Raw genomic sequence first — 22,839 nt, forward strand, 5'->3', positions numbered from 1 at the left:
CGCCCGTACACCCCCGTCCCAGACCGGAGTCACCGTGCGCGTCCTGCTGACCTCCCTCGCCCACAACACCCACTACTACAGCCTGGTGCCCCTGGCCTGGGCGCTGCGCGCAGCCGGGCACGAGGTACGGGTGGCGAGCCCGCCCTCGCTCACCGACGTCATCACCTCCACCGGCCTGACCGCCGTCCCCGTCGGCGACGACCGACCCGCCGCGGAGCTGCTCGCCGAGATGGGCAGCGACCTCGTCCCCTACCAGCGGGGCTTCGAGTTCGGCGAGGTGGAGAGCGAGGAGGAGACCACCTGGGAGTATCTGCTCGGCCAGCAGAGCATGATGGCCGCCCTGTGCTTCGCCCCGTTCAACGGCGCCGCCACGATGGACGAGATCGTCGATTTCGCCCGTGGCTGGCGCCCCGACCTGGTCGTCTGGGAACCCTGGACCTACGCGGGGCCGGTCGCGGCCCGCGCCTGCGGCGCCGCCCACGCCCGCATCCTCTGGGGCCCCGATGCCATCGGACGCTCCCGCCGGCGCTTCCTCGCAGCGCTCGAGCAGGTACCGGAGGAACTGCGCGAGGACCCCATCGCCGAATGGCTCGGCTGGACGCTCGACCGATACGGGTACGCCTTCGACGAACGCGACGTGCTCGGCCACTGGGTGATCGACCCGGGGCCCCGCAGCACCCGGCTCGACCTGGGGCAGACCATGGTGCCCATGTGCTATGTGCCCTACAACGGGCGCTCCGTGATCGAACCCTGGCTCGCCAAGAAGCCCGATCGCCCCCGCGTCTGCCTCACCCTCGGGGTGTCTGCCCGCGAGACCTACGGCCGCGACGCGGTCTCCTACTCCGAACTGCTGGAGGCGCTGGGACGGCTGGACATCGAGGTGGTGGCCACCCTCGACGCCTCCCAGCGCGAGCGCCTCGGCGTCCTTCCCGACAACGTCGTACCGGTGGACTTCGTGCCGCTCGACGCGCTGCTGCCGAGCTGCGCCGCGATCATCCATCACGGCGGAGCGGGCACCTGGTCCACCGCCCTGCTCCACGGAGTGCCGCAGATCCTGCTGCCCTCGCTGTGGGACGCGCCGCTCAAGGCCCAGCAACTCCAGCGCCTCTCCGCCGGGTTCGACCTGCCCGCCGCGACCCTCACGGCACGCGGCCTGGCCGACGCGGTGCACACGGCCGTGCACGACCCCGCGATCAAAGCAGGCGCGCGGCGGCTCAGCGAGGAGATGCTCGCCGACCCCACGCCTGCCGGGATCGTCCCCACCCTGGAGCGCCTCACCGCCCTGCACCGGGCGACCTGACGAAACGATCGAACGGAGTCCGTCCCCCATGCCCGAAAGCCATGCCCAGAGCGCGCTGCTCGCCGCGATCACCGCGCCGGACCGCACCCCCGAGGACATCGCGGCGCTGCGCCTGCCCGAGTCCTTCCGGGCCGTGACCGTCCGCAAAGAGGACACCGACATGTTCCGCGGCATGACGAGCACGGACAAGGACCCGCGCAAGTCGCTGCGCGTCGACGAGGTGCCGCTGCCCGAACTGGGGCCCGGCGAGGCACTGATCGCGGTGATGGCCAGCTCCGTCAACTACAACACGGTCTGGTCGTCCATCTTCGAGCCGCTGCCGACCTTCGGCTTCCTGGAGCGCTACGGCCGCACATCGCCGTCGGCCGCCCGCCACGACCTGCCCTACCACATCCTCGGCTCCGACCTGGCCGGCGTGGTGCTGCGCACGGGCCCCGGGGTGAACGTCTGGAAGCCCGGCGACGAGGTCGTGGCGCACTGTCTGTCGGTGGAGTTGGAGAGCGCCGACGGGCACGACGACACCATGCTCGACCCGGCCCAGCGGATCTGGGGCTTCGAGACCAACTTCGGGGGCCTGGCCGAGGTGGCCCTCGTCAAGTCCAACCAGCTGATGCCCAAGGCAGCCCACCTCACCTGGGAGGAGGCGGCCGCGCCCGGTCTGGTCAACTCCACCGCGTACCGTCAGCTGGTCTCCCGCAACGGCGCCGGCATGAAGCAGGGCGACAACGTGCTGATCTGGGGCGCCAGCGGTGGTCTGGGCTCGTACGCCACCCAGCTCGCCCTCGCCGGCGGGGCCAATCCCGTCTGCGTGGTCTCCAGCGAGCGCAAGGCTCAGGTGTGCCGGGCCATGGGCGCTGAGGCCATCATCGACCGCTCCGCCGAGGACTACCGCTTCTGGACCGACGAGGACACCCAGAACCCGCGGGAGTGGAAGCGGTTCGGCGGCCGCATCAGGGAGCTGACCGGCGGCGAGGACGTCGACATCGTCTTCGAACACCCCGGCCGGGAGACCTTCGGGGCGTCCGTCTACGTCACCCGCAGGGGCGGCACGATCGTCACGTGCGCCTCCACCTCGGGCTTCCGCCACGAGTTCGACAACCGCTACCTGTGGATGCACCTCAAGCGCATCGTCGGAACCCACTTCGCCAACTACCGCGAGGCGTGGGAGGCGAACCGACTCGTCGCCAAGGGGAAGATCCACCCCACGCTCTCCTGCACCTACCCGCTGGCCGACACCGCGCTCGCCGTGCACGACGTGCACAGCAACCTCCATCAGGGCAAGGTCGGCGTGCTGTGCCTGGCCCCGACGGAGGGGCTGGGCGTGCGCGACGAGGAGAAGCGCGCGAAGCACATCGACGCCATCAACCGGTTCCGCTGACCGGTCGGGCGGGCCCTCCGGGGCGTTCCCGGTGCACGCCCTCGGATGCGTCCGAGGGCGTGCGGACGCTTGCCGTGCTGCTTCCGGTGCAGGGGCCCCTCGTCGCGGTACGGGGCCACCGCACGAGGTCCGCACACGCTGCCGCCGCCGGCCTGTCGTAGCAGGCCGGCGGCGGCAGCCGATTCCAGCAGCGTCCCGGAGACGTCGCGAAGTCGCTTTGCACAGGCGGGCGTTGGCGCGAATCCGCCGTCGTTCACGACGTTGCGTCTGCGCCCCACGCCGTGCGATCTCACTCCCGTCGGCGGGCCAGCGTGATCCCGTCGGCGATCGTCAGCAACGCGATGTCCACGCGTTCGTCGTCGCGCAGCAGGTCGTTGAGCCTGCGCACGGCGACGGTGTCGGCGTCGTCGACGGCGGGATCGGCCACCCGGCCGAAGAACAGCGTGTTGTCGATCGCCACCAGCCCGCCGGGGCGGACCAGCGCCAGCGCCTGCTCGTAGTAGTGCGGGTACCCGGTCTTGTCGGCGTCGACGAAGACCAGGTCGAACACGCCGTCCCCCTCGTGCTCGCGCAGCTCGGCGAGGGTTCGGGCGGCGTCGCCGACGCGCAGGTCGATCAGGGAGTCCACCCCGGCCCGCCGCCAGAACGGGGCGCCCACGCCGGGCCACTTGTCGCTGATGTCACAGGTGACGATTCTGCCGTCGGCGGGCAGTGCTCGCGCCATGCACAGCGTGCTGTAGCCGGTGAACGTGCCGATCTCCAGCACGCGCCGGGCGCCGACGAGCCGGATCAGCAGGGCGAGGAACTGTGCCTCCTCGGGCATGATCTGCATGGCCCGGCCCCCGGGAAGCCCCGCGGTTACCCCGTGCAGTTCACGCAGCAGGCCGTCGTCCCGCAGCGCGACGCTCCGGGCGTATTCCAGCAGCGCTGGGCTGAGAGCGGTCTGGTCTGCCACGCTCATCATCCTTTCGGGGAGAGCTCGTTCGTCACGTCGGGCGTGTGCGTGACGACTGGTACGCCCGTGACGTCGGGGCCGGGCGAACTTCGGGGCGCAGGGGCGGTGCCGGGCTTCGGGACGGCGGAGGGCGTGCGGCTGCCGAACAGTCGCATGCAGGGCTGCTCGACGACGGTGTGCAGCAGCCCGCCGACCAGGATCGCGACCATCAGCATCGCCAGGGACAGAGCGATCGCGGCCGGGGTGCTCCACTGGCGCTCGTATCCCGACTCGCCGCCCATCAGTCGGTGTCCGTAGCGGATGACCATGAAATGGACCAGATAGAAGGCGAAGGACCACTGGCCCAGCCGCACCAGCATCGCGGAGCGCAGCCCCGTGCGCCGACCGTGCACATCGGCGTCGGCCAGGGCGGTGATCAGCAGGGCGGCGGGCACGATGGAGCACGCGGCGAGAGTGAACATCGGGGGCACCACCTGGGTGAGGCCGTAACTCGCGGCGAGCAGCAGCGTGCAGGTCCCCGCCCGTGGGCCCCGCCACACGCCTGCGCGCAGGATCAGCGCCATCACGATGCCGAGGACGAATTCCAGCATCCGCACCGGCGGCAGCCAGTACGCGAACCACACCTCGTTGAGCGGCATCCCGGGGGCCGCCTCCTCGCTCGCCGGGAGCAGGCCCGTCACGAACGGCACACACATCACGGCCGTGGCGATCCCGGCGGCGCACCACCACAGTCGCCCCACCGGAATCTTCCGCACCAGCCGATACCACAGCGGGAACGACAGATAGAAGGCGAGTTCACAGGAGAGCGACCAGCTCGGCGTGTTGAAACTGGCCGCAAGGGACGCGTCGGGAAGCCAGGACTGCACCAGCAGGATATTGGGCACCAGGCCGTCCCACACGGAGCCACCGGGAAGGACCGGTTCCGAGAGGGAGAAGATGATCAGGGCCGCAATGCCGAACGTGACGATGTGCAGCGGATAGATCTTCGCGATGCGGCGCCGCCAGAAAGTCGGGGTGGAGTCCTCGTCGCGGGCCGACCACGCCAGAACGAAGCCACTCAGTATGAAGAAGACCGAGACCGCCATCGAGCCGAGCGTGGTGATGTGCAGCAGTGCGCTGCCGACCTGCTGGTCGGCGAAGAAGCCCTGTTGGGCGATGTGGCAGGCGAATACTGTCAACGCCGCGTACCAGCGGAGGCCGGTGAGCGACGACAGATCGACGCGATGGAGCACTGGATTCTCGCTCCTCTTTCGGGATGGGGACTGAGGCCGGGGTGACCGCAGGGAATGGGCTGGGTCATCCTGGGGCGCGGTGCGTTCGGCCGACAACATGGAGATGACACAGTCAGCGGCCACCGGCCGCGCCGGCCCGGCGCCCGTTGAACCTGACGAAGTCGGCCAGGATTCATTCCCGTTCGGCTCACGGCGTTGGCCGTCGCAGTCGAGACTGTGGTGAATCACCATGAGCCCGTGGGAACGCCGTTACGGCCCGGACAGGCGCCGGGCCGTAACGCGCCGGGCCGGGCTCGAATGCCCCGGAATTCGTGGATCGTCCGGATGATTCGCCGACAATGCCGGTTCGCACGGCAGTCACCAGTCGGTCCCGAAGGGCTCGTCGGCCGATGTCGTGATCGGGTCCGAGGATGGCCGAATTCCGTTGGGCATACCGGTTGTTGATGGATCATTGGGTGAGGGGTTGGTAATGTCGCCCGGGTGAAATCGAAATCCCCACGGCCGCCGCGATCCGCCTCCGCTCCCGCTGCGTCGCGCTGCGTCGCGCGGAGGGAATGGGGTCAGAATTTCTTCCGGGCAGCCGCTGCAGCCTGCAGGTTCTCCGCTCAGCTGGACAGCTCGGATGCCATCGCGCCCGGTTCGCCGAATGACCTTCTGACCGTCGAGATAGGCGCGGGATCCGGCCGGGTGACCAAAGCGCTCGCATCGACCGGAAGTCCCTTACTCGCGGTGGAAATCGACACCCAATGGGCCCGTCGGCTGGCCGCCGAATCGCTGCCCGATGTCACGGTGGTGAACGAGGACTTTCTGACACTGCAATTGCCAGGGCAGCCGGTCCGGTTGATTGGCAATCTGCCCTTTGTCTCCGGCACCAAGATACTGAGACGTTGCCTGGAGTTGGGTCCGGACCGGATGCGCCAGGGCGTGTTCCTGCTTCAGCGCGAGTATGTGGGAAAGCGGACCGGAGCCTGGGGCGGAAATCTCTTCAACGCCCAGTGGGAGCCGTGGTACGCGTTTGAGAAAGGGCTGGCCTTCTCGCGACAGGAGTTCAACCCCGTGCCGCGCGCCGATACCCAGACATTGATGGTGACCCCCCATCGCAAGCCGCCCGTGCCCTGGCGTGAGCGCACCGCCTATCAGCGGTTCACCCAGCAGGTCTTCGACACCGGCCAGATGACGATAGGCGAGGCCGCGCGAAAGGTGCTGCGCCGCGGACACGCCCAGTTCGTGCGCGGCGCGGGGGTGCGGCCCGCCGATCGGGTCAAGGACCTCACGGTCCCGGAGTGGACCGCGCTGTTCCGCGCACACCAACGGACGGCCGACTGCTGATGCTTCGTGGGCCCGCTCTCCGAGTTCCGGCACTTCGGAGCCCGTATTCCGGGGGCCGGCGTTCCCGCAGCCCGGACCTGTGGACGCTCGGACCTGTGGACCTCGGGGAGGGGGAACCGGCTGCGTACGAAAGCCCATACGCAGCCGGTCCCCTCAGGTGGAGGCCTTCACGACGAGGGGGTCTGCTTGGTGGACCGCGCTTCCTTGAGTTTGCGCAGCAGCTCCCGCTTCTGCTCCTGCGGGCTGATGCCGCCGCCGGGAATTCCGCCCGAGTTCCCGCCGCGCATCGCGCTGCGGGAGAGGTTCGAGCGGGTGCCGCCGAGGCCCAGCATCTTCTTTGCTCCCTTGGCCATGGGCTTCTCCTGTCGTCGGTGAGCCGAGGCGTTGCGTCTCGGTACATCCATGAGCTTCGACGATACGTATCGTCTTGTCAAGACGATACGTATCGGTTCGTCGAGGTCTATGCTGTGGACCATGTCCTCCCACCGCGCACCTGAAACCGCCCACCGCAGTCGCCGCGCACACCGTGCGATCCTGGGCGCCACGCTGGAACTCGTTCACGAGGTCGGATATCCCAGAGTGACCATCGAAGGGGTCGCTGCCAGGGCAGGCGTCGGCAAACAGACCATCTACCGCCGGTGGCCCTCCAAGGCGGCCATCCTCCGGGACGCGGTCGTCTCCCTGACCGAGGACATCGCGCGGGCCGGGGGCGCTGTCCGCGACACCGGCGATCTGGAGGCCGATCTCAAGGCCGTTCTCCGGTCCGCTGTCGACACCATGACCGACCCGGGGTACGACGTGCCCGCCCGCGCCCTCGTCGCCGCGGGCATAGCCGACCCTGCGCTCGGCAAGGAGCTGACGGCGCGCCTGGTGGAGCCCCCGTTACGGCTCTGCCTGGAGCGCTTGGGCTCTGCCCGGGGGGCCGGTCAGATCGCGCAGGACGTCGATCCGCGGATCGCTGTGCTGATGCTGGCCGGGCCCGTCGCCCAGCACTGGCTGATGGGCGACGGGCCCCTCACGCACGAATACACCGACGCCCTCGTCGACCTCGCGCTCCGCGGCCTGGCGCCGCGCTGAGGCCGGAGACGCGGTTGAGCCGATGCCGATGCCGACGCCGACGGTGCCCGCGGTCGTCGGTGGTGCTCGTGGTGACGGCTCGTACGGGGAAGGCGAAGCAGGCGCGGTACGGATCCACCAACCCGTACCGCGCCCTGCTCGACCACAGCCGCCGCGCCCCTCGGCCCCGGCGGCGCCACCGGGGCCCCTCAGCCCCGGTGGTAGGGGTGCTCCACCAGGTGAGGGCGTAGCCGACCGAGGCGAAGAAGTCCGGCAAGTCCCGTGCCAGAGCGGTACGTTCCAAGAGGTCGCGGGCCTCGTCCACCGGGCCCCAGGGGTACTCCGCGCCCAGCGCCGCGACCTCCGCGTCCAGAAGGTCCAGGACCGTCGCGCGGTCGGTGACCCGTGGCGCAGCCACTGCCAGATCTGGGTGCGGGCGACGTCGTTCTGCCAGCCGGGAATGGATGTACCCGACCACTATGGAAGAACGTACGGTCGCACGGTCCGTGCCGGAATCCCGCTACGCCCCGCGGGCGGCGGGGCTGGCCCCACCCGGAGCCGGCTTTCGGGCGCGCGAGGGGGATCAGGGGTGGGGGACCGTCAATGCGGTGGTGACCAGGCCCTCGCGGACGATCCACCGCCCCTCGAAATGCTTGATCCTTCGTCCCCCCACCAGCGGTCCGGGGACGAGCAGTTCGGCGCGGAAGCGGCCGTGCTGCGCCGTTCCGGAATCCTGGTGGAGATCGATGTACGCCTCCTCGAAGCCCAGCCACTTCCCGGTCAGCGGGAACCACGCCTTGTAGACGGACTCCTTCGCGCTGAACAGCAGCCGGTCCCAGTGGACGCCGGGCTGCCCGGCGGCGAGGAGGGCCAGGCGCTCCCGCTCGGCGGGGAGCGCCACGGAATGCAGGGCGCCGTCCGGGAGCGAACCGTGCGGTTCGGCATCGATGCCGAGGGAGGCCAGGTCGGTGGCGCGGACGAGGGCGGCGGCGCGGTAACCGTCGCAGTGGGTCATGCTGCCGAGCAGGCCCTCCGGCCAACGCGGGGCGCCGCGCTCACTCGGCAGGATGGGCTGCGGCGGGAAGCCGAGCTTCTCCATGGCCCGGCGGGCGCAGGCGCGCACCGCGGTGAACTCGCGGCGCCGTTTGTCCACCGCCTGTGCCACCACCGCCTCTTCCTCGGGATGGAGCGCGGCATAGTCGGCCTCGTCGCCCCCTCGGCTCTCCACGACCACCACTGAGTCCGGGAGCAGTTCCTCGATCACCGGGTGTGCCCACCCGTCGGCAGGATGCGGCGCAATCGGCCGGGTGGCCCCGGGCGGGAGCGCCACTCACGGGGATAACCCACAGACACCTCTTCGAAGCGGACCCCTTCGTGCCAGGTGGTCCTGGGAATATGAAGATGGCCGTAAACCATGGTGGCCACACGGAATCTGCGGTGCCAGTCGGCGGTCAGCCCGGTGCCGCACCACATGGCGAACTCCGGATACCACAGGACGTCAGTGGGGTGACGGTCCAGCGGGTAGTGGTTGACGAGCACCGTGGGCAGATCGTCGGGAAGCGCCGCCAGCCGACGCTCGGTCTCGGCCACCCGGTCCCGGCACCAGGCCTCCCGGCTCGGATAGGGGTCGGGGTGCAGCAGGTACTCGTCGTTGCAGATGACACCGGTCTTGTACGCGTAGGCGAGCCCCTCGCCCTTGGTGGCGCAGCCGGCCGGCAGGAAGCTGTAGTCGTACAGCAGGAACAGCGCTGCGACGGCGACCGGCCCACCGGGGCCTTCCCAGACCGGGTAGGGGTCCTCCGGGGTGGTAACGCCCAACTCGCGGCACAGCTCGACCAGGTACTCGTAGCGGGCGACGCCCCGGAGGGTGACGGCGTCCTTCGGGTGCGTCCACAGTTCGTGGTTGCCGGGAGCCCAGACGACCTTGCGGAAGCGGCCCGCCAGAGTTTTGAGGGCCCATCGGATGTCGGCCACCGTCTCGGCGACGTCCCCGGCCACGAGAAGCCAGTCGTCGTCGGAGCCGGGCACCATCTCCTCCACCAGGGCACGGTTCTCGGCATAACTGATGTGCAGGTCGCTGATGGCCAGCAGCTGTCCGGCACCGTCGGCCATCGATGTCCCCTTCGTTCCCGCTTCGTTCCCGCGCACGTGATCGCGACCACGACACCACACCCCGCGGCACCCGGACAAGCGTTCAAGGGCCGCCGGCGGTCGGTGCGACGGTGCCGCGGGGAAGTGGGGCTGGACCCACCCGCGACGGCTTGTGGCAGACCGTCGCCGACGAACCGTCGCCTGCGGATCAGCGCAGCCCCAGAAGGATTGTTCCGGCGTCCACGCGTCAGACGTCAGAAGCTCAGTTCACGGCGGCGATCGCGGTGCCGAACGAGACGGCGAAGCCCATCTCCGTGAGCAGCGCGTTGCCCGCCGGCATCATCGTGGCGAAAGTCGCCGCCAGAATGAAGCCAGCCGCGGCCACGGTCGGCCCGGCGTGCCGCAGCGCCAGTCCGGCCGCCTCGCGCGGGCTGCGGCCCTCCCGGGCCTCCTCGCGAAGCCGAGCGATCATGAGGATGTTGTAGTCCGTGCCGATGGCCGCGCTGGGCCTGCTCTTCGGAAAGGGTCGGTTCCGGGCTCGCCGCAGGAGTGACTTCACCGGGCCCCTCGGTGCTGCGAGAGCACCAGGAACATCTCGGTGGCCGCGACGACCAGGCCGACGGCCGGGCCGAGCCACCGGCCGACTCGGGGCAATATCACCCTGATTACGGAACGTGCTCAGTGGTTACACCTTTCGGAATACCTGTCGGCCCATCAGGGCAGGGAAGAGCCCGGGAACAGCGGGGTTCGGCCCGCAGAGCGAGGGAGCGGCATGCCCATGGATACGGACGTCCGGCACGCGGTGGTGATTGGTGCGGGCATGGCGGGTCTTGCCGCCGCCCGAGTCCTGGCCGACAGCTTCGAGGTCGTCACCGTCATCGAACGCGACACGCTCCCGAGTGCGTCCGCACCCAGGGCCGGGGTGCCGCAGGGACACCATGTCCATGGTCTTCTGGCCCTCGGTGCCGAGGTGTTCGAGGGGTACTTCCCCGGGCTGCGGGCCGAGCTGGAACAGGCCGGTGCGCCGGTGTGGGACTGGGGCGAAGGACTGTGTGCCGTGCTGCCCAACGGCACCCCACCGCCTACACCGATGGGCATGCCGATCCAGACCTTCTCCCGTCCTCTCCTGGAGCACGTTCTCCGCCAACGGGTGACGGCGCTGGAGCCCGTCACCCTACGGGACGGACTGACCGTCACCGGCCTGCGCACGGCCACGCCTGGGAAGGTCACGGGGGTGCGCGTCAAGGACGGCGACGGCGAGGACAAGATCGCCGCGGACCTCGTGGTGGACGCCTCGGGCCGCTCCTCCCACCTGCCGCAATGGCTGGCCGCCCTTGGCCTGCCCAGCCCCCGTACGACGACCGTCGATGCCCAGGTCGGCTACGCCTCACGCACCTACTCCTACCCGGAAGGACAGGCCCCGCCCTCGTGGATGGGCGTGCTGCAACCCCTGCGGGCCCCCGACTTCCACAAGGGCTGCTACGCGATCCAGATCGAGAACAACGCACTCCACGTCACCCTGCACGGAGCCAACGGAACCCAACTGCCCCACAACGACGACGACTTCCTCGCCTTCGCCAAAACACTGCGCGGTCCTATCGCCGACACCATCGCCTCTCTCACCCCCACATCCGCAGTGCGTCGCTACGCCCGTACGGTCAACCGGAAGATCGCCTACCACCGCCTTGCCCGCTGGCCCGACGGGCTGATCGCCCTGGGGGACTCGGTGTGCACCTTCAACCCCGCCTACGGTCAGGGCATGACCGTCGCCGCCCTCGAAGCCCGTCTCCTGGAGCAGATGCTCGGCAACAGGCGCGCCCGCACTTCCCTCGACGGGCAGGTCTTCCAGAAGCGGCTGGCCCGCGCCACCGCCTCCTCATGGCTGATGGCAACCACCCCCGACCGAGCCTGGGAGCAGTCGCGGCCCGCCTGGCCCGTCAAGGCCGGCAACTGGTTCATGAACCGCCTGATCGACACCGTCCCCCACGACCCGCAGCTCTACACCGCCTTCTCCGGCCTCTTCCACATGATCGCGGGGCCCCTGACACTAGCCGACCCACGCCTGCTGTCCCGCGTCCTCATCGGCCCCCGCCCAGGAGGAAGCCCGCGCACGACCACGGCCTGAATCCACCGGCATCGAGGCTGCGGGAACCCGCCGACGAGGTGACGGGTGCGCGGAGCACTTCGGCGGTTCCTGATCCGCGCGGGCCTAGGATCGGCGGCATGGCGACGCGGCTTGTTCAGGTTTCGATGAAGGCTCGGGACAAGTCCGCCCTCGGCCGGTTCTGGGCGGAGGCGCTCGGCTGGAACGTCACCGGCGACGAACCCGGCGAGATCAACGTCGAACCCGAGGGCTTGACCTATCCTGACCCCCATCGCCGTCTGCATCGACCTCCTTGCCGTCCCGGAACCCAAGACGGTGAAGAACCGCGTGCACATCGACCTCGCCACCACCTCTGCGGCTCATCAGGCGGACCTGGTCGCGCGCCTCCAGGATCTCGGCGCGACGCCCGTCGACGTGGGCCAGGGCGACGTCCCGTGGACGGTCCTCGCCGACCCAGAGGGCAACGAGTTCTGCGTCCTCACCCCGCGCTGATGCGGGCTGCCGCCCACGCTGGTGCTCCCACCGCTGCCGCAGCAACGCCCGCCGAGCATGCCTCCGAGCCACCCAACAACTAGAAGACAACCCACCAAGAAACCCGCGAGTTCTTCCACTTGGTCCGGTCCGAGAGCACCTTCCGCGAAGTGGTCCAGGACCCCGCCAGGGGCTCAGGCTTCGGCCCCGAAGGCCGTGCCACACCTTCCGAGCTGAGCGTGGTGCTCCACCTCGCTCGGTGCTGAACGCTGCCCTCAACCGGGGCGTGACCTGGGCTGTTTCGGCCCTCGTGGCGCGACACGGTCCACCTCCCCGCAGGCCCCGCTATAGGGGCGACGAAGCCCCGGGAGGTTCGTCCTCCGACATCCCAGGGCTACGTGCTCTCGACTCTCACCGCATTGAGAATTTGCGCAGCCTGGCCGGTCTCTACCTGCTCCCCGGCCCGTCCTCTCCTGTCCGCCGGCCGTCCGCCGGGCGCGCGTCTCCCCAATCCATCCGGATCACCGCGTACGTCTCGCCGTCCCTCGGCGGCCGCGTCCAGGAACGGGTGGTGAATGTGTGCAGCCGCCCGTTCACGATGGCATGACGCGGCAGCGACGCACCGAACTCCCCGGCCACCGCTTCCAGCAGCGACCGTTCCACCTCGGCCCCGTCCTCCAGGGCGCCGAAGAACCGGCTCGGATCCAGCGCCCGCGGTATCTCCCCGCTCTGCCGGATCTCTCCGTCCACGTAGGTGAATGCGTACTGCTCGGCACCGTCTCGCGCCACCGAAAGGTGGAAGAACGGCTCCCCGTGCCCCGCCCTCAAGCCGCTCCACACCAGCACCACCGCGCGGGTGCCCGCGCTGGCGCCCGAGGCCGGGGAGACGAACCGCTCCCGGTTGAACGGGGCGGGAGTTGTGGTGTCCGTCATGCGCCCGATGCTGCCACCCGCCACTGACAGCGCGCCGCTCCTTGCTGCGGCCAATGGGACCCTCTCGTACGCGACCGGCACGGCAGTTGTGCCGACGTGCTTGCGCCCTGCTTGGTCGATGGAGAAGCCGGCGAAGTTTACGTCGGTGGACGGCTGGCCTGGTGCCGGTGCGAGCCGCCCCTCTGACATGCTCTTCGTGCGCTACGGCCCGTTCCGTGTAGCAGCGTGCAACAGGCTCAGTGCCCATGTGGCCCTTCGTGTCCGCGTCGACGTGTCCTTGCATCGTGGGCGCCGCTGTACGTGGAATAGTCAGGACCTGTGGATCGGCGTGCCACGTTCTTCTTCTCGCCCGCCGTATCGCCGCTCATGCTGACCTTCCGCCTTCTTGGCCGTGGTAAAGCCCTTGGGGCCGCATCCGGGGCGCCGGACTCCAGGAGCCCAAGGGCGATGAGTCTCGCCGTGGTTGCCGGTCTGTATCTCCAACACGCGATCAACCGCATTCGAGGAGAGCATCATGACCGCTACCTACACATTCGACGTCTTTTCCAGCCTCGACGGCTTCGGCGCCGCCAGTGGCAACTGGACCGGCTACTGGGGCAAGCAGGGCCCCGAGCTCCTCGACCACCGTCTCGCCCTGTACCGCGAGGAGCAGCGGATGGTCTTCGGGGCCAACACGTATCGGGCGTTCGCGCGGATGCTGGCATCGAGCACCGAGGAGTCCGAGGTGCGTGACCCATGGGTCACCCGGATGAGGAGCCTGCCGGCAACGGTGGTGTCGACCACACTGGAAGGACCCCTCGACTGGCCGGATGCGAACGTCGTGAGCGGCGATGCCGTCGACGTCGTCGCTCGGCTAAAGGAGGAGTCCGAGGTACCGTTGCGCTCGCACGGCAGCCTGTCGATGAACCGGGCGCTGATGGCCGCCGGTCTGGTCGACCGCGTCCAGGTGACGCTCTTCCCTGTGATCACCGGTCAGAGCGGACTGGACCCGATCTTCCAGGGCGCGGCCGACTTCGACCTCGAGCTGATCGAGCGCCGGACGCTCGACGGCCACATCCAAGAGCTCATCTACCGGCCCACCCTGCATGTCTGAGACGCCATCCGTTTTCCGAACAAGGAACTCGCCACCACGGTCGACGACATCCGAGTGGCCCCCGCCGTCGACCCCGCCGCCTTCCCGGCGATCCAGAAGGACGCCTGGTACTGGACGGCCGGTGCCTCCGACCCCGAGCCCGCCGTGCGCTGGGCCCTGAACTACGACGACGGCTACACCAACTACCGCAAGCTCACCACTGGATACGTCCGCTGCGTACGCTGAACGCAGCGGTGTCCGGTTCTCGCCAGTCCGCGGTAAATGCCTGGACTGAGGACCTCCCCTGACGGGACACTTCCGACTCCGAACCTCCGGGAGTGTGATGGGGACAACGGATACGCGAGGGCCGACGCCGGGCAGGAGCGCGGTCGTTCTGGCACTGCGCCGCTATGGCCGGGAACTGCTGCGACTACGACGGCTGGCCCTGCCCGCGCTGCTGCTGCCGGCCGTGGGGAACATCGGCATCCGCTACGTCGCCCCCCTACTGATCGCCAAACTGGCAGGGCAGGCCGCCGACGACGGCGGTCTCACCCTCAACTCGGCGCTGCCGTACGTGCTGGGCTTCGGCGTGACGCTGCTGCTCGCCGAGGCCGTGTGGCGGGTCGGGCAGCACTGCCTGAACCGCGTGGACGCCCTCGGCATGGAGCACCTGTACGTGAGCGGCATGGACGAACTCCTCGCCAAGGACGCGGCATTCTTCCACGACAACTTCGCCGGCTCCCTGACCAAACGGGTGCTGAGCTTCGGCAAGCGCTTCGAGGACTTCGTCGACACGGTGACGTACCGGATCGTGGGCAGTCTCGTCCCCCTGGTGTTCGGTGCCGTGGTGCTGTGGAGCTACGAACCGATGCTCGTCGCCGGCCTTCTTGTGATGATCGGGCTGACCGTGGTGGCCGCGACACCTCTGATCCGTCGCCGGCAGAGGCTCGTCAACGACCGTGAGGCGGCGATCGCCCGGGTCTCCGGCCACGTCGCCGACAGCCTCATGAACATGGAGACCATCCGGGCGTTCGCGGCCGAGCGGCGGGAGGCCGACGAACACCGCAGCCGTGTCGCGGACTCCCGGCGCCTGACGCTGAGGTCGTGGGACTACGGCAATCTGCGCGTCGACATCCTGATCGCCCCCATGTCCGTGCTGACCAACGTGCTGGGCCTGTTGGTCGCCATCGCCTTCGGTGGCCCGGGCCAGGGAGTGGAGGAGGTCGTCGTCGCTTTCACCTACTACTCCAACGCGACCCAGATCATGTTCGAGTTCAACCAGATCTACCGGCGTCTGGAAAGCTCGATGACCGAGGCCGCGCAATTCACGGAGCTGCTGCTGGATCCGCCCACGGTGCTCGACCCGACGGAACCCGAACCGCTCGCACCGCGGGACACCGGCATCCGCTTCGAGGCGGTGACCTTCGCCCACGCGGGCGCGAAGCCGATTTTCCAGGCACTCGACCTGGACGTGCCCGCAGGCGCACGGATCGGTCTGGTCGGCAGGTCCGGCGGCGGCAAGACCACACTCACCCGGCTCCTGCTGCGGATGTCGGACATCGACGACGGACGCATCCTGATCGGTGGGCAGGACATCAGCCGGCTGCGCCAGACCGACCTGCGCTCACTGATCGCCTACGTGCCGCAGGAACCCGCCATGTTCCACCGCAGCCTGCGGGACAACATTGCCTTCGCCCGGTCCAGCGCCACCGACGAGGAGATCCACGCCGCGGCCGCGGCCGCGCACGTCACGGAGTTCGCCGACCAACTCCCCGACGGCTTCGGCACTCTGGTGGGGGAGCGGGGAGTGAAACTCTCGGGCGGCCAGCGCCAGCGCGTCGCCCTCGCCAGGGCTATCCTGCGCGACGCCCCGATCCTGCTGCTCGACGAGGCGACCAGCGCGCTGGACTCGGAGAGCGAGCTCCTCGTCCAGGACGCCCTGTGGCGGTTGATGGACGGACGTACGGCCCTCGTGGTCGCCCACCGTCTGAGCACCGTCGCCGGCATGGACCGTCTCGTCGTCCTCGACCGCGGAAGTGTCGTCGAGCAGGGCACCCACGAGGAGCTGCTCGCGGCGAACGGTGCCTACGCCAAGCTGTGGCAGCACCAGTCGGGCGGCTTCCTCGGCGAGAGCACCGAGTCGGCCCTCGGACGCTCGGTCCCAGGAGCCGGTCCCAGCGGGCTGCCCGGACCGGCCGACCCGGCGCCGGACGGGGACCGCAGGACGTCGTCGCACGCTCGTACGGGCACCGGGTCCACGTGACCGAGTCGGTCACGGACATCCTCGCCCGCTGGCGGTGTCATGCTGATACGTCCGTCGCATGCGGCAAACCGCGAAGCGCCGGGGAGGCACAGCCGTGACCCCCGTCATAGGGGCAGTGTGAGAGCACCGGATTGTTGGTTAGGGTGACAAGTAGAGGCTGATCCCGATGCCCTTGGCCAAGGCGATGGCCAGGCTGGCGAGTTCGGGGCTGCACAGGCTTACGGCTCCCGCGGAGTCGTACAGGCCAGGAGCGGGTGTCCGCGGGGCAGTTATGGTCGCTCGAGGGTGGGTCGGACACGACGGGGGGCTCGCATTGGATCGCCTGGCCGGAGCGGAGCTGGAAGTCGGCCCAGCCCAGTTCGTGCTCGACGGGTTTGTCATCTTGCTCGGTCCAGCCGCGCAGCCCGTACAGGCTGACGATCCCGGCCATGTCGGCGGGCGGCAGCGGGTAATCCCGCAACGCCCGACGCTGCGTACGGCAGACAAGAAGGGCACTGCCGCAGGCCGACTGGCCGCGGTGGGCGTGTGACCGGCTGCCGGCCGGCGCCCACGGTGCTGCCCCCGTCGCTGCGCGTGTGGCTCGGGCTGATCGCGGCCCTCGCCGCGCTGGTGGTCGTCGTGCTCGGGGTCCTGTATGCCGGCCACAGCCAGCCCGGCAGGGTGGACAGGTGGATCATCCAGCCGACGGCGGACAGTGTGCGGCCGCCGTGGCGGTACGTCGCTCTCGCCACGGACTTCTTGGGGGAGCCCGCCGGAGCGGCGATGCTGGTCGTGGCCGCCGTGACGGGCTGCCTGCTGCTTCGGCGTCCTCGCGCGGCGGTGCTCGTCGTTCTCGGTGTCGGCATGACCGTGGCCACGGCGACGCTGCTCAAGCACCTGGTGGGACGCACCATCCACGGCGACGGCAACCTGTCCTACCCGAGCGGGCACACCGCCTTCCTCACCGCGCTCGCCCTCATCGTGGCGCTGCTCGCGACCGGCCGGCTTGGCCTCGGCAGGACGGCCGGCACGTCACTCGTGCTCGCCGCGGCGCTCGTTGCCGGCGCCGCCATGGGCTGGGCGCAGGTCGCTCTGGGCGCGCATTACCCGACCGACGTCCTCGGCGGCTGGTGCACCGCGCTGGCGGTGGTACCGGCGACCGCGTGGCTGGTCGACCGGACGGCCGACCGGCTGGACGACCGGACGGCCGACGCCGGTCGGCGGGAGCCCCTCTGACGACGCGTCACGTCACGCCAGGCGGCGGAATACGGGCTTCACCGGCCGCCCGGCCAGCCAGGGGGTGGGGTCGGCGGCGTCCAGTGCCTTCCGGTACACCGCACATGCCTGGGCCACCACGTCGACGGTGCGGTCGATGTCGGCGTCGCCGAGCGCGCTGCTCACCACGAACGACGGGGCCAGCACTCCGCCCGCGAGGAGCCGGCGCAGGAACAGGGTGCGGTACTGCTGCGACGGCTGCCGGTTCTCGTCGAGGGTGGCGAAGACCAGGTTGCTGGCCCGGCCCCGGACGACGACGTGGTCGCCGACGCCCATGCCGGCCGCGGCCGCGCGGACACCGGCGGCCAACCGCTCGCCGAGGGCGTGCAGTTGCGCGGTAGTGCCCTCCTCGACATAGGTGGTCTGCACGGCCATCGCGGCTGCCAGCGAGTGGGTTTCCGCGCCGTGCGTGGTGGACAGCAGGAACACCCGGTCGCCGGAGTGACGCAGCCCGCCCCGCTCCATCAGGTCGCGGCGCCCGGCCAGCGCGGAGACGGCGAACCCGTTGCCCAGCGCCTTGCCGAACGTGGAGAGATCGGGGACGACGCCGTACAGGCCCTGGGCGCCCGCCTCCGACCAGCGGAAGCCGGTGATCATCTCGTCGAAGATCAGTACGCAGCCGTGCCGGTCGGCCAGTTCGCGGAGGCCGGCGAGGTACCCGGGAGTGGGGTCTCCCCTGCTCGAACGAAGTTGAGAGCTAGGGGAAGGCTCGGCGTGCCCGGCGGGTTCGAGGATCAGGCAGGCTATCTCGTCCTGGTACCGGGTGAGCAACTCCTCCGTGGCGGCCAAGTCTCCGTAGGGGAACGCCACGGTGAGCTCGGTGGTGGCCGCCGGAATGCCGGCGGACATCGGTGTGGTGCCGATGAACCAGTCGTCGACGGAGAAGAACGGATGGTCGCCGCAGATGGCCACCCGCGGGCGCCCCGTGACGGCGCGGGCGAGGCGCACCGCGGCGGTGGTGACGTCGGAGCCGTTCTTCGCGAACTTCACCATCTCGGCGGTCGGCACGGTGGCCAGAAAGCGTTCCGCTGCCTCGACCTCCATGATGGACGGCCGGACGAAGTTGCTGCCGCGGTCGAGTTCCCGCCGCGCCGCCTCGACCACGCGCGGGTGGGCGTGGCCGAGACTGACCGACCGCAGGCCGGAGCCGTATTCGATGTAGCGGTTGCCGTCGATGTCCCACACGTGGGCACCGCGGCCGTGGCTGATGACCGGGGCCAGGTTCTCGGGGTACTGGTCGTCGCCCTTGGCGTACGTGTGCGCGCCGCCGGGGATCATGGCGTGCAGCCGCTCGTTCGCACTCTGCGACCGGGGCAGGAGGAACTCTTCGGTGTCCACGCTGACTTCAGCTCTCTTTCTGCTTCAGGGCCTCGGCGAGGCTCGGTGCCTCCCGGTCCCGCTTGGACATCGATGTGGCCGGCAGCGGCCAGGGGATGGCGAGTTCCGGGTCGTCGAAGGCGATCGTCACGTCCTCGGCCGGATCGTGCGGGCGGTCGATCTGATACGAGATGTCTGCGGTCTCGGTCAGCGCTTGGAAGCCGTGCGCGCACCCCGCCGGGACGTACAGGGTCACCTGCGTCTCGCCGGACAGGTCGAAGGAGGCCACGTTGCGGTAGGTCGGCGAGTCCGTCCGCAGGTCCACGACGACGTCGAAGACCCTCCCGTACGAGCACCGCACGAGCTTGGCCTCGCCGGCGCCGGAGCGCAGGTGCAGGCCGCGCAGCACGCCTCGCACCGAGCGGGACAGGCTGTGCTGGACGAAGGCGTTCGGGTCGAGGCCCACCGAGCGGACCACGTCGGCGTCGAAGGTGCGGCAGAAGAAGCCGCGTTCGTCGGCGTACGGCGTCGGCTCGAACAGGTACGCGCCGGCGATCGCCGGGACTTCGGTCGCTTTCATGGGGCCTCCTGGCAGGCGTGGGGTCGGGGATGGTCGGCCGCCGGGAACAGGGCCGCGGTCAAGGCGGTGAACTGGGACTCGAGTTGTCCGGTGGCGATCAGGTTCCGCTCGGCGAGGGTTCGCCGCAGCTCCGCGGATCGCTTCTCCAGCGCCCGGAACTGTTCGAGCAGCCGGTCGGCGTCGACCTCGCGGGCCGGGTGGCAGTACGCGGCAAGGCCCATCCGATCCATGAGCGCGTCGCTCTTCGCCGCATAGCTGAGGGCGAGCGTCGGAGTGCCGACCTTCAGCGCGCAGATCAGGTTGTGGTACCGGGTCGCCACCACGGCGCCGACAACCGCCGTCTCCTTCATCAGGTCGGCAAGCGAGGCCGTCTCGGCGGCGGTGACCAGCGGCGAGTCCACCGCGTCGAGGATCGCGGCCACCACCGGCGCATCGCACGCGTCGCCGGTGAGCAGCCGGACCGGCCTGCCGTCCTCGACCAGCGCGCGGACGAATCGGGTCGTCCCGTCGAGGTAGCGCCGGTGGATCTCCTCGGCCCGGGCGCGGTCGTCGTTGCCGCCGTGGAAGTCCATGACGCCGACGCAGACCGGGCCCGGCGCGTCCGGCGGACCCGAGGGCGCGCTCGACGGCGGCGTCGGCAGGGCGAAGGCGAGGTCCGGGTAGACCTCGTCGCGCGCCGTGTCCACGCCCATCTCCCGCATCGCGTCGCGGGATTGGGTGTCCCGGTACGACCGGTACGCGGCAAGGCGTGCCGACCAGCGCACCAGGGCCCGGGTCGGCCGGTTGCCGATCGCGGCGGCGCCGACACCGACCAGCGCGACCCGCGTGCGCAGCAGCCGGCCGCTCGCGCAGAGCAGGATCAGCGAGTATGGGAAGCCCCACGGCCGCAGCGGCAGCGTGGCCTCCAGGACGCCCATGCCCGGCACGATCACCACGTCGTGCCGGCGCACCCAGGCGGCGGTGCGTACGGCGTCGACGAGTTTGCCCAGCCCCTTCCCCGCGATCGCGCCCGCCCGCGAGGCGGTCCGGTACTCGCCGCGGTACCAGTGCAGGCGCGTCGCGGGGATCCCGTACCGGGACGTGACGACCTCGGGTCCGCCGCACAGTGCGTCCACGACCGCCTCCGGGTGCTCGGCGCGGAGGTAGCCGAGCACTGCCTCGAGCGATCCGTCGTTGCCGAGGTTGCCGGAGCCGAGCAGGCCGAACACCCCGACACGTACCGGGGTTTCGCCTCCGGACGTCATGCCTGCCTCCCTTCACGACCTTCACGTCCGGCGACGAGGGCGTCCACGGAGACGCTGAGCAGGGCCGGGTCGACCGGGGCGCGGTCCTCGACCCGCTCGCCGGCGCCCGGCCGGACCCGGCTGGCCATCCATGCGGCCAGGTGGCGGTAGCACGCGCGCCGGTCGGCCGGGGACAACGGCGCCCGCCGGATCGCCGAGGCGAAGCCCCAGAGGTACTCGGCGAGCAGCCGGGGCGTCGGGTGCAGCAGGCCTGCCCGGCGCGGGTCGAGGTTGACGCACCGGGAGCGCTTGCCGGGGTTCGCCCGCTCGGCGCGGGTGGGGTGGTCGCGGCGGAAGTACAGCAGCTCCGGCACCTGGTGGAAGGGCCCGTGCAGGGTGATCTCGGCGACGAAGGTGCGGTCCGCGTGGTGGTAGCTGTCGTGCGGCTTCACCCGGCGCAGCACGTCGGCCCGCATCACCCCGTAGAAGTCGTCGCCACCGGGCTCGAACAGCAGACTGCGGAAGCGCTCCGGCGCGTGTGGCGAGTCGGTGGCGAGCCCGTACTCGTACGGGACCTTCACCTGGCCGTCGCCGTCGATGACCGCCTGGCCGGAGTGCGCGAGGATCACGTCCGGCCGCTCGTCCAGCGCCTCCACGCAGCGCCGCAGCAGGTCCCGGGCGTACAGGTCGTCGTGCGAGGCCCACTTGAACAGCTCGCCGCGGCACTCGGTGAACACGTAATTGTGGTTCGGTGCGGCGCCGATGTTCCGGGGCAGCCGTATGTACCGGATGCGCGAGTCCTGCGCGGCGTACTTGCGGCAGATGCCCTTAGTCCCGTCGGTCGAGGCGTTGTCGGAGATGACCAGCTCGAAGTCCTCGTAGGTCTGGCCGAGCAGGGCGTCGAGCGCCTCGGCGAGGTACTCCTCGCCGTTGTAGACGGGCAGGCCGATGCTCATCCGGGGATGGGCGGTCATGGCGTCCTCACTTCGCGGTTGGGGTTCTGGTGGCGCTCGCGCAGGGCGGACCGCAGCTGCAGCCACCACACGGCCGAGCTGCTCAACGTCGCGGCGGCGACGCCCCAGGCCGAGCCGACCGTGCCGGCCACGGCCGCCCCGCCGAGCCCGCCGATGACGTAACAGGCGGAGGCGAACAGCTGGCTGCGCAGGCTGCGCCGGGCCGCGGCGAGCGCGCGCAGTCCGGCCGCCGCGCCGGTGCCGAGGCCGGCGCCCGCGACGCCGAGCGTGGCCGGCACGATGAGCTCCGAGGCGGCGTGCCAGACGTCGCCGAGTACGAGCTCGCCGGCCCGGTCCGGCATCAGCAGCAGCGCCCCGCCCCAGAGCAGCGCGGCGGCGGCCTGCCCGCCGCCCAGCAGGAGGCAGAACCTGCCGAGGCGGTGCGGGGCTTGGCGCAGCACCCGTGCCGCCTCCGCGACGGTGACCAGCGACAGCCCCATCAGCACAGCGAGGAACGGGCCGAGCAGGAGCTCGGCGCCCCGGACCACACCCACCGCGCTGACCCCGACGATCGCGCCGAGCCCGAACGCCCGCAGCTGGCTCGCGCCGCTGGTGCTGACGTTCTCGACCAGGTATCGGTAGCCGAGGTCGCGGTGCTCGCGAATCCACTCGCGCGCTCCGGTCAGCTGGGGCCGGATGCCGGACTGGAGGCAGCCGGCCACCGCGGCCACCGCGGCGGACGCGCCCCAGGCGAGCACGAAAGCGGCCACGCTGCCCACGCGGGCCGCCACCACCATGGCCGGGACGAGCGCGACGCCCCACACGAGGTCGTTGACGAATGCCTTCCGCCCGGTGCCGGCGGCGAAGAACGCGTACCGCCAGGCGTCCTGCAGCAGCAGCCCCGGCAGGATGACGCCGAGGCAGGCGAACGCGGGCCCCACTGGGCCGCCGACAGCAAGCCCGACCACCAGACACACTGCGCCGATGGCGGCACCGACGCCGAGCGCGCTACCCGACGACCGGGCCACCGCCCCGCGCCAGGACGCGTCCGACACGCCGCTGAAGCGCACCACGAGGGGGTCGGTGGCCACCCCACGGGAGACGCTGAGCACCACGCCGTAGGTCACCCAGGCCAGGCTGAACACGCCGAACGCGGCCAGCCCCAGCGAGCGTGCGACGTAGATCCCCACCGCGAAGTTGGTCATGCTGGAGGCCGCCTGGTCGGCCAGTCCCCAGGACAGCCGGCCGACGATGGCCCGCCCGGCGGTCAGCCGGGCGTGTCTGGCCCCGGCCGCCGAGGGCATCGGCTTCTCCCTCCCGGTGGTCAT

The 22,839-nt window shown here is 70.4% G+C and carries 19 protein-coding genes and 3 pseudogenes; 10 read left to right on the forward strand and 12 right to left on the reverse strand.

Annotation, left to right across the window (positions count from 1 at the left end):
* The first annotated feature begins 34 nt into the window (after nt 1-34).
* On the forward strand, nt 35-1,300 hold the full coding sequence (locus PXH83_RS28905) for an activator-dependent family glycosyltransferase (protein WP_274564297.1): 1,266 nt from the start codon (nt 35-37) through the stop codon (nt 1,298-1,300).
* A 28-nt stretch (nt 1,301-1,328) separates the two neighbouring features.
* Nucleotides 1,329-2,678 carry a crotonyl-CoA carboxylase/reductase gene (ccrA, locus tag PXH83_RS28910; protein WP_274564301.1) on the forward strand — a complete coding sequence of 450 codons (1,350 nt, stop codon included), beginning with the start codon at nt 1,329-1,331 and terminating at the stop codon, nt 2,676-2,678.
* Between the two features lie 289 nt (nt 2,679-2,967).
* On the opposite strand, the gene PXH83_RS28915 is transcribed toward ccrA, so the two are convergent.
* Complete coding sequence (locus PXH83_RS28915; RefSeq protein ID WP_274564302.1) at nt 2,968-3,633, reverse strand: O-methyltransferase; 666 nt, start codon at nt 3,631-3,633, stop codon at nt 2,968-2,970.
* Nucleotides 3,634-3,638: 5 nt separating this feature from the next.
* Nucleotides 3,639-4,865, reverse strand: a complete 1,227-nt coding sequence (locus PXH83_RS28920; RefSeq protein WP_274564304.1) for an acyltransferase family protein — start codon at nt 4,863-4,865, stop codon at nt 3,639-3,641.
* A 480-nt stretch (nt 4,866-5,345) separates the two neighbouring features.
* On the opposite strand from PXH83_RS28920, the gene erm reads away from it, so the two are divergent.
* Nucleotides 5,346-6,194, forward strand: a complete 849-nt coding sequence (erm, locus tag PXH83_RS28925) for a 23S ribosomal RNA methyltransferase Erm (protein ID WP_274564306.1) — start codon at nt 5,346-5,348, stop codon at nt 6,192-6,194.
* Nucleotides 6,195-6,361: 167 nt separating this feature from the next.
* Here the strand turns inward: erm and PXH83_RS28930 are convergent, their stop codons facing one another.
* Nucleotides 6,362-6,547, reverse strand: a complete 186-nt coding sequence (locus tag PXH83_RS28930; RefSeq protein ID WP_274564307.1) for a DUF6243 family protein — start codon at nt 6,545-6,547, stop codon at nt 6,362-6,364.
* 121 nt (nt 6,548-6,668) lie between these two features.
* Here PXH83_RS28930 and PXH83_RS28935 point away from each other — a divergent pair, with 121 nt between their 5' ends.
* On the forward strand, nt 6,669-7,271 hold the full coding sequence (locus PXH83_RS28935; RefSeq protein ID WP_274564309.1) for a TetR/AcrR family transcriptional regulator: 603 nt from the start codon (nt 6,669-6,671) through the stop codon (nt 7,269-7,271).
* Between the two features lie 562 nt (nt 7,272-7,833).
* Here the strand turns inward: PXH83_RS28935 and PXH83_RS28945 are convergent.
* From PXH83_RS28945 to PXH83_RS28955, 3 genes and pseudogenes are all read right to left on the reverse strand, one after another.
* Nucleotides 7,834-8,514 (reverse strand): 4'-phosphopantetheinyl transferase family protein, encoded by a 681-nt coding sequence (locus tag PXH83_RS28945; RefSeq protein ID WP_274564313.1) that lies wholly within the window; start codon nt 8,512-8,514, stop codon nt 7,834-7,836.
* Nucleotides 8,511-9,362 (reverse strand): metallophosphoesterase family protein, encoded by an 852-nt coding sequence (locus tag PXH83_RS28950; protein WP_274564315.1) that lies wholly within the window; start codon nt 9,360-9,362, stop codon nt 8,511-8,513. Before PXH83_RS28950 ends, PXH83_RS28945 begins: the two co-directional genes overlap by 4 nt.
* Nucleotides 9,363-9,612: 250 nt before the next feature.
* Nucleotides 9,613-9,840 (reverse strand): annotated as a pseudogene (locus PXH83_RS28955) (MMPL family transporter); the annotation flags it as partial.
* Between the two features lie 279 nt (nt 9,841-10,119).
* On the opposite strand from PXH83_RS28955, the gene PXH83_RS28960 reads away from it, so the two are divergent.
* Nucleotides 10,120-11,466 (forward strand): NAD(P)/FAD-dependent oxidoreductase, encoded by a 1,347-nt coding sequence (locus tag PXH83_RS28960; protein ID WP_274564318.1) that lies wholly within the window; start codon nt 10,120-10,122, stop codon nt 11,464-11,466.
* A 98-nt stretch (nt 11,467-11,564) separates the two neighbouring features.
* Nucleotides 11,565-11,934: pseudogene (locus PXH83_RS28965) on the forward strand (VOC family protein); the annotation flags it as partial.
* Nucleotides 11,935-12,363: 429 nt separating this feature from the next.
* Here PXH83_RS28965 and PXH83_RS28970 read toward each other — a convergent pair.
* Nucleotides 12,364-12,831: pseudogene (locus PXH83_RS28970) on the reverse strand (SMI1/KNR4 family protein); the annotation flags it as partial.
* A 532-nt stretch (nt 12,832-13,363) separates the two neighbouring features.
* Here PXH83_RS28970 and PXH83_RS28975 point away from each other — a divergent pair.
* The 4 genes from PXH83_RS28975 (at nt 13,364) to PXH83_RS28990 (ending at nt 17,399) form a co-directional block, all read left to right on the forward strand.
* Nucleotides 13,364-13,942 carry a dihydrofolate reductase family protein gene (locus PXH83_RS28975; RefSeq protein WP_274564320.1) on the forward strand — a complete coding sequence of 193 codons (579 nt, stop codon included), beginning with the start codon at nt 13,364-13,366 and terminating at the stop codon, nt 13,940-13,942.
* A 6-nt stretch (nt 13,943-13,948) separates the two neighbouring features.
* Nucleotides 13,949-14,167, forward strand: coding sequence for an Lcl C-terminal domain-containing protein (locus tag PXH83_RS28980; RefSeq protein WP_274565202.1), 219 nt, complete (start codon nt 13,949-13,951; stop codon nt 14,165-14,167).
* A 97-nt stretch (nt 14,168-14,264) separates the two neighbouring features.
* A complete protein-coding gene (locus PXH83_RS28985; protein ID WP_274564322.1) occupies nt 14,265-16,184 on the forward strand; it encodes an ABC transporter ATP-binding protein in 1,920 nt (639 codons plus the stop codon).
* 525 nt (nt 16,185-16,709) lie between these two features.
* A complete protein-coding gene (locus PXH83_RS28990) occupies nt 16,710-17,399 on the forward strand; it encodes a phosphatase PAP2 family protein (RefSeq protein WP_274564324.1) in 690 nt (229 codons plus the stop codon).
* A gap of 12 nt (nt 17,400-17,411) precedes the next feature.
* On the opposite strand, the gene PXH83_RS28995 is transcribed toward PXH83_RS28990, so the two are convergent.
* The 5 genes from PXH83_RS28995 to PXH83_RS29015 are packed head-to-tail and all read right to left on the reverse strand — an operon-like array spanning nt 17,412 to nt 22,839.
* A complete protein-coding gene (locus tag PXH83_RS28995) occupies nt 17,412-18,776 on the reverse strand; it encodes a glutamate-1-semialdehyde 2,1-aminomutase (protein WP_274564326.1) in 1,365 nt (454 codons plus the stop codon).
* A 7-nt stretch (nt 18,777-18,783) separates the two neighbouring features.
* The gene (gene rfbC / locus PXH83_RS29000) at nt 18,784-19,335 is read right to left on the reverse strand and encodes a dTDP-4-dehydrorhamnose 3,5-epimerase (RefSeq protein WP_274564328.1); all 552 of its coding nucleotides are present in this window, start codon (nt 19,333-19,335) and stop codon (nt 18,784-18,786) included.
* On the reverse strand, nt 19,332-20,579 hold the full coding sequence (locus PXH83_RS29005; protein WP_274564330.1) for a polysaccharide pyruvyl transferase family protein: 1,248 nt from the start codon (nt 20,577-20,579) through the stop codon (nt 19,332-19,334). The genes rfbC and PXH83_RS29005 overlap by 4 nt, the downstream gene beginning before the upstream one ends.
* The gene (locus tag PXH83_RS29010; RefSeq protein ID WP_274564332.1) at nt 20,576-21,532 is read right to left on the reverse strand and encodes a glycosyltransferase family 2 protein; all 957 of its coding nucleotides are present in this window, start codon (nt 21,530-21,532) and stop codon (nt 20,576-20,578) included. The genes PXH83_RS29005 and PXH83_RS29010 overlap by 4 nt, the downstream gene beginning before the upstream one ends.
* Nucleotides 21,529-22,839: an MATE family efflux transporter gene (locus PXH83_RS29015; protein ID WP_420803289.1), complete on the reverse strand. Its 1,311-nt coding sequence runs from the start codon at nt 22,837-22,839 to the stop codon at nt 21,529-21,531. Before PXH83_RS29015 ends, PXH83_RS29010 begins: the two co-directional genes overlap by 4 nt.

The organism is Streptomyces spiramyceticus, assembly GCF_028807635.1.
GTDB classification, from domain to species: domain Bacteria; phylum Actinomycetota; class Actinomycetes; order Streptomycetales; family Streptomycetaceae; genus Streptomyces; species Streptomyces spiramyceticus.